Below are 5770 nucleotides of genomic sequence, written 5' to 3' on the forward strand. Positions count from 1 at the left end.
CCACTCCGGAGGAGCGCGCCGTCGCCGCCGCCGAGCGTGCCGCCGCCGCCGCCGAGCGCGCCGCCGAGGCGAGCGCCCGGGCCGCCGAGGCCGCCGAGCGCGCCGCTTCCGCCGCCGCCGGGGCTCCCGCGCCTGGTGCCGCGGCCGCCCCCGCGCCCACGGAAGCCGCGGCCGCCCCCGCCGCCGAGAAGAAGGAAGTGTGGGACGTCACCCTGGGCGCGGGCCTCATCTCGCTGACGGGCAACGCCTCCACCTTCACCTTCAGCGGCCTCGCCAGCGCGCAGCGCAAGACGGAGCACTGGATCTACGCCATCAAGGCGTACAGCTCCTACGGCCGCAGTCGCCCGCCCGAGGTGGAGGGCGAGGAGGCCGTCTCCCAGGTGGTGGCCCTCAACGCGGGCCTGGAGCTGCGCGGAGACCGCCGCTTCACCCAGGTGCTCAGCGGCTACCTGCTGGCCGGCGCCGAGACGGACCACGTGAAGAGCGTGGAGTCGCGCAGCTTCGGCGAGGGCGGTCTCGGCGTGCTGTGGTGGGACGAGAAGACGCCCGAGGGCAAGGAGTCCTACCTGCGCACGGACGCCGCCTTCCGCTACGCCCACGAGACGCGCTTCCAGTACTACCCCACGCGGTTGGATTTGGAGGACGTGGACCTGGGCGGCCCCCGCTTCGGCGCGGTGTTCCGCTACGGCCTCAGCAAGAACGTCCTCTTCAAGGAGGACGTGGAGGTGCTCGTCAGCGTCATCGGTGACTCGCGCATGCTGCTCAACAGCCAGACGCAGCTGTCCGTGGGCCTGACGGAGGCCCTCTCGCTGAGCACCAGCTTCATGGTGAAGCACGACAGCGCGCCGCCCCCGGGCAAGGTGTCCACCGACACCGCGCTGGCCCTCAACCTCGAGGTGAAGCTGTAGCCCGCAAAAGCAACGCGGCGCCGGGGAAGCTCCTCGGCGCCGCGTAGGGTGGGGCGGTGGTGCCGCCCCTGCTGCTTCAGCGGAACTAGTGCGCCTCGGACTGCTCCTGCGAGGTGGGCTTCTTCTGGTTGCCGCCGTAGCGGCCCTGCTGCGCGTTGGCGCCGATGTCGATCGCCTGCATGTCGCTGTACTGCGAGCCCGGCGGCGTGGCGTAGCGGTAGCGCGTGCCCAGGTCGATGAGCGGAATCGCCAGCATCAACAGCACGAACAGCAGGGACACGGCGAAGAACAGCCGGTTGAGGCCCTGGTGCTCGGACAGGTGCATGAAGAACAGCGCGACCAGCGCGCCCTTCGTGGTGGCGATGATGAGCGCGAGCATCAGGCCGAAGGTCGGCATGTGCATGCGGCCGGTGACGACGGTGATGAGCGTCAGCACCAGCAGCGCGCCCCAGATGACCCAGTAGCGGCCCGCACCGTGATGTCCGTGGTGTTCGCCCGGGTGGGTGTCAGTGGCCATGGTGGAGGAACCCTTCAGACGAGATACAGCAGCGGGAAGAGGAAGATCCACACCAGGTCGACGAGGTGCCAGTACATGCTGCCCAGCTCGACCATGGTGTAGTTGTTCGGACCGAAGTCACCCTTGCGCAGCGCTCGCACCATCGCGAAGGCCAGCACCACCATGCCGATGACGACGTGGAGGCCGTGGAGGGCCGTCGCGCAGAAGTACACCGTGAAGTACATCGGCGCGCCCGGCAGCTGGATGCCCTCGTAGAAGTAGTAGCGGCCCGGCAGCGTGCCAATCTCGAACTTGTGGTGGTACTCGAAGTACTTGATGACGAGGAAGCCGATCGCCATCAGCAGCGTGAGGAAGATCTGGACGGCGACGGCCTTGTTCTTCCCCGTCTTCGCGTAGTGCACCGCGAGCGCCGCGGTGAGCGAAGAGGTGATGAGCACCACCGTGTTCACCGTGCCCAGCGTCAGGTCCAGGCTGCGGCTGCTGGCGGCCCACGCCTCCGGGAAGAGGAAGCGGTAGACGCCGTAGCAGATGAACAGGCCCGCGAAGAGCAGGATTTCCGTCGTGAGGAACAGCCACATGCCCAGCCGCGCGGCGTTGTCCTGCACCTCGAGCGAGGCGAAGTGCATGGCAAGGCGGGGGACGGGCGCCGCCGGGGCCCCGGCGGTGGAAGCACTAGACTGCATCGGGCACCTCGGCCTTCTTCGGATCCACGTAGAAGTGCGGCTCCTCGGGGTACGTCGGCTGCGGACCCACGAAGTTGTGGGTGGGCGGCGGCGACTCGGTCAGCCACTCGTAGCCCTTGCTGCGCCACGGGTTGTTGCCCGCCACCCGGCCGTAGAACAGCGCGTACGCCAGGTACATGGCGATGATGACGAAGCCGAACGCCAGCAGGGACGCGCCCGCCGTGGAGGCCACGTTCAGCGCCTGGAAGCGCTCCGGGTACTCGTAGTAGCGGCGCGGCATGCCGTTGTTGCCCAGGAGGAACTGGGGGATGAACGTGGCGTTGAACCCGAGGATGATGAGCGCCGCGGACACCAGGCCCCACCCCTCGTGGTACATGCGCCCGAACATCTTCGGGAACCAGTAGTGGATGGCGGCCAGGAAGGCCATGATGGTGGCTCCCACCATGATGAAGTGGAAGTGCGCCACCACGAAGTAGGTGTCGTGCCAGGGGATGTCCAGCGAGGTGGTGCCCAGCGCGATGCCCGTCATGCCGCCGAAGACGGTGAAGAACAGGAAGCCGCAGAAGTAGGCGAAGGGCGTCTTGAAGTCGACGGCGCCCTTGTAGACGGTGCCCACCCAGTTGAAGACCTTGATGGCGGTGAACACGCCGACGAGCATCGTCAGCACGCCGAACAGACCGCCCGCGAAGGTGGACTGGCCGGAGACGAACATGTGGTGGCCCCAGGCGAAGAAGCCCACGAAGGCGATGCCGAGGCTGGAGTACGCCACCGCGCGGTAGCCGAAGATGTTCTTCCGGCTGAAGGCGGAGACAATCTCGCTCATCACGCCGAAGGCCGGCAGCACCATGATGTACACGGCCGGGTGGCTGTAGAACCAGAACAGGTGCTGGAAGAGCACCGGGTCACCGCCGCGGGCCGGGTCGAACATGCCGAACCCGAACAGGTTCTCCACCGTCACCAGCACCAGCAGGAGGCCGATGACGGGCGTGGCCAGCACCTGGATGCAGCTGGTGGCGTAGATGGCCCACACGAACAGCGGCATCTTGAACCAGGTGATGCCGGGCGCCCGCATGGTGTGCGTGGTGACGATGAAGTTGATGCCCGTGACGATGGAGCTGAACCCGATGATGAACGCGCCGAAGAGCACGGGCGCCACCGTCGTCGTCGTGTGCGCGCTGTACGGCGTGTAGAACGTCCAGCCGGTGTCCAGGCCGCCGTTGAGCATGCCCCACAGCGCCAGCATCGCGCCCGTCAGGTAGATGTAGAGCGACAGGAGGTTCAGCCGGGGGAAGGCCACGTCCTTGGCGCCCAGCATCAGCGGCAGCATGAAGTTGCCGAAGACGGCGGGGATGGCCGGAATCATGAAGAGGAAGATCATGACCAGGCCATGGAGCGTGAACGTACGGTTGTACGTCATCGCGTCCATGATGGTCGGACCGGGCGTGAGCAGCTCCAGCCGGATGAGCAGCGCGAAGATGCCGCCCACCAGGAAGAACAGCAGGACCCAGAACAGGAACATGAGCCCGATGCGCTTGTGGTCAACCGTCAGCAGCCACGACTTGATGGTGGTGCCGTCGACCAGGTAGCTCGGGTGGTGGTCGTGGTGCTCCTCGTGCGCGGGGGTGGCGCCCGGGGCTGCGATGCTACTGGATGGCGTCATAGGCGGGTCCCTCGGAGGCGCCCTCGCGGACGTTCGGAGTGCGCAGCGACTTGATGTACTCGACGATGGCGGCCGTCTCCGGGCCCTGCAGCTTGCCCTGGTAGGTCGGCATCACGTTCTGGTAGCCCGCCACGAGGTGGGCACCCGGGTCCATCATCGACTGGGTGATGTAGGCCTCGTCCACGCGGACGTTCTGTCCGTCCTGGAGCCGCTCCACGCGGTCATACAGGCCGAGGAAGGTGGGGCCGATGTGCTGCGAGCCGTCCACCGAGTGGCACTTCAGGCAGCCCTGGCTGCCCGCGAGCACCTGGCCCTGCTCCACCATGCGGGCCACCGGCGGCACCAGCGAGGTGTCCGCCAGCGCGTCCTGGCGGTCCTGCAGGCGGCCGCGGCGCTGCTCCTTCATCCAGACGTCGAACTCCTCCTGGGGGAGCACCACGACCTCGGCCAGCATCTTCGAGTGCGACAGGCCGCAGTACTCGGTGCACAGCACCTGGTACGTGCCCGGCTTGGTCGCCTCGAACCAGATCTGCGTGTAGCGGCCCGGGAGCGCATCCATCTTGATGCGGAAGGCCGGCACGTAGAACGAGTGCAGCACGTCCCGGGAGGTAATCAGCAGCCGCACCGGGCGGCCCGCCGGGACGTGAAGCACGTTCACGCCGTTGGGCCCCTCCGGATACGCGAACTTCCACATCCACTGCTTGCCCATGACGTAGACATCCATCGAGTCCTTGGGCGGAGTGGTGACCCAGGTGAAGTCCCGGAAGCCGATACCGAACCAGGCCAGGAAGAACACCAGGGGGACGGAGACGAACAGGAACTCCGTCTTCAGGGTGGGGACCACGTACTCCGTCGCCTGTGCGGGCAGGCGGCGGCGGTACCGGAAGAACATGAACAGGGCCGCCAGACCGACGCCGGCCGACATCACCATCGTCGTACCCACGACGAAGTGATGCAGCAGGTCGATCCGCTCCGCGAACGTAGACGCGGCCTCCGGGAGGAACAGGATGTTGTTGAGAAGCTCGCTCATGCCGCCGCGCCTTTCTTCAGCTCGCGCCTCCAGAAATAGATCAGCATCGTTGCCAGGGCGGTGAATACCAGGATGCCGCCCAGGCGGATGAACCCGAAGATGTAGAAGCCATACCGCCGGCTGGCGGTGTCATACTTGAAGCAGGACATGACAATCTGGTCGAAGCTGGTACCCACACGGCCATTGGCCGCCTCCAGAATCGCCAGCTTCATGTCCTTGGGAGGGAAGGTCGTCCCGTAGAGATACCGGGAGATGCTCCCCTCGGGGGTGAGCACATGCACCACCGCGGGGTGGGCGTACTGCTTCGTGCTCGCGTCATACGTGTACTTGAACCCCAGCGCCTCCGAGAGCCGGCGGATTTCACCGTCCGTGCCCGTGAGGAAGTGCCAGGGAGCGCCCTCCGGCTTGCCCATGGACTGCAGGTGCCGGCGCCGCCGCTCCAGGCTCTGCACCGGCGTGTCCTCGGGGTCGATGCTGACGGTGACGGCCTCGTAGTCCTTGCCCAGCTCCAGCCCCAGCTCCTGCATGGCCTTCACCTGGGCGTTGAGCACCAGGTTACAGAGCATGGGGCAGTTGTAATACACGAGCGTCAGCAGGGTGGGCTTCGTCTTGGACAGCACGTCGCCCAGCGCCACCTCGCGCCCCTCCACGTCCGTGAAGCGCGTGTCCTTCGGCACCATCTCTCCCAGGTGCTCCTGGACGTCCACCCCCTTCACCTGCGGTGGCACGTCCTGCTGCGCCTCGATGATGGAGCGCGGCGTCTTGCCGGCACCCGGCATGGCGAACGCGGGCAGCGCGGTGGTGAGCACCAGCGCCGCCAGGAGCAGGCACGCGCCGGTGGCGCGTGGGGGGATGTAGTAGAGAGCGGGCTTCATTGCAGGACGGCTCTTACGTCAGGGGAACGGCGGAAGCTACTGCCTCGGTGACGCGGGGGTGCCCGGGGCCGGGGTCGTCCCCGGGGCAGGCGCGGGA

The 5770-nt window shown here is 67.1% G+C and carries 6 protein-coding genes; 1 reads left to right on the forward strand and 5 read right to left on the reverse strand.

Annotation, left to right across the window (positions count from 1 at the left end; genetic code table 11):
- On the forward strand, positions 1 to 908 hold a 908-nt coding region (locus tag HG543_RS50725), incomplete at its 5' end, for a DUF481 domain-containing protein (protein WP_246357888.1).
- An 85-nt stretch (positions 909 to 993) separates the two neighbouring features.
- On the opposite strand, the gene HG543_RS50730 is transcribed toward HG543_RS50725, so the two are convergent.
- From HG543_RS50730 to HG543_RS50750, 5 genes are read right to left on the reverse strand one after another with little or no spacing between them, the layout of a single operon-like run.
- Positions 994 to 1425, reverse strand: a complete 432-nt coding sequence (locus HG543_RS50730) for a cytochrome C oxidase subunit IV family protein (protein ID WP_169352190.1) — start codon at positions 1423 to 1425, stop codon at positions 994 to 996.
- A 14-nt stretch (positions 1426 to 1439) separates the two neighbouring features.
- Positions 1440 to 2108, reverse strand: coding sequence for a cytochrome c oxidase subunit 3 family protein (locus HG543_RS50735; protein WP_169352191.1), 669 nt, complete (start codon positions 2106 to 2108; stop codon positions 1440 to 1442).
- Positions 2098 to 3768 (reverse strand): cytochrome c oxidase subunit I, encoded by a 1671-nt coding sequence (gene ctaD, locus HG543_RS50740; RefSeq protein WP_169352192.1) that lies wholly within the window; start codon positions 3766 to 3768, stop codon positions 2098 to 2100. Before ctaD ends, HG543_RS50735 begins: the two co-directional genes overlap by 11 nt.
- Complete coding sequence (coxB, locus tag HG543_RS50745; protein ID WP_169352193.1) at positions 3752 to 4798, reverse strand: cytochrome c oxidase subunit II; 1047 nt, start codon at positions 4796 to 4798, stop codon at positions 3752 to 3754. The genes ctaD and coxB overlap by 17 nt, the downstream gene beginning before the upstream one ends.
- On the reverse strand, positions 4795 to 5673 hold the full coding sequence (locus HG543_RS50750) for an SCO family protein (protein WP_169352194.1): 879 nt from the start codon (positions 5671 to 5673) through the stop codon (positions 4795 to 4797). Before HG543_RS50750 ends, coxB begins: the two co-directional genes overlap by 4 nt.
- Positions 5674 to 5770 lie beyond the last annotated feature (97 nt).

Source organism: Pyxidicoccus fallax, from assembly GCF_012933655.1.
Lineage (GTDB): Bacteria > Myxococcota > Myxococcia > Myxococcales > Myxococcaceae > Myxococcus > Myxococcus fallax.

Excerpts from the sequence above, each read along its gene's own strand:
- HG543_RS50750 (WP_169352194.1), bottom strand. The coding sequence starts at position 5,673 with ATGAAGCCCGCTCTCTACTACATCCCCCCACGCGCCACCGGCGCGTGC.
- ctaD (WP_169352192.1), bottom strand. The coding sequence starts at position 3,768 with ATGACGCCATCCAGTAGCATCGCAGCCCCGGGCGCCACCCCCGCGCAC.
- coxB (WP_169352193.1), bottom strand. The coding sequence starts at position 4,798 with ATGAGCGAGCTTCTCAACAACATCCTGTTCCTCCCGGAGGCCGCGTCT.
- HG543_RS50730 (WP_169352190.1), bottom strand. The coding sequence starts at position 1,425 with ATGGCCACTGACACCCACCCGGGCGAACACCACGGACATCACGGTGCG.
- HG543_RS50735 (WP_169352191.1), bottom strand. The coding sequence starts at position 2,108 with ATGCAGTCTAGTGCTTCCACCGCCGGGGCCCCGGCGGCGCCCGTCCCC.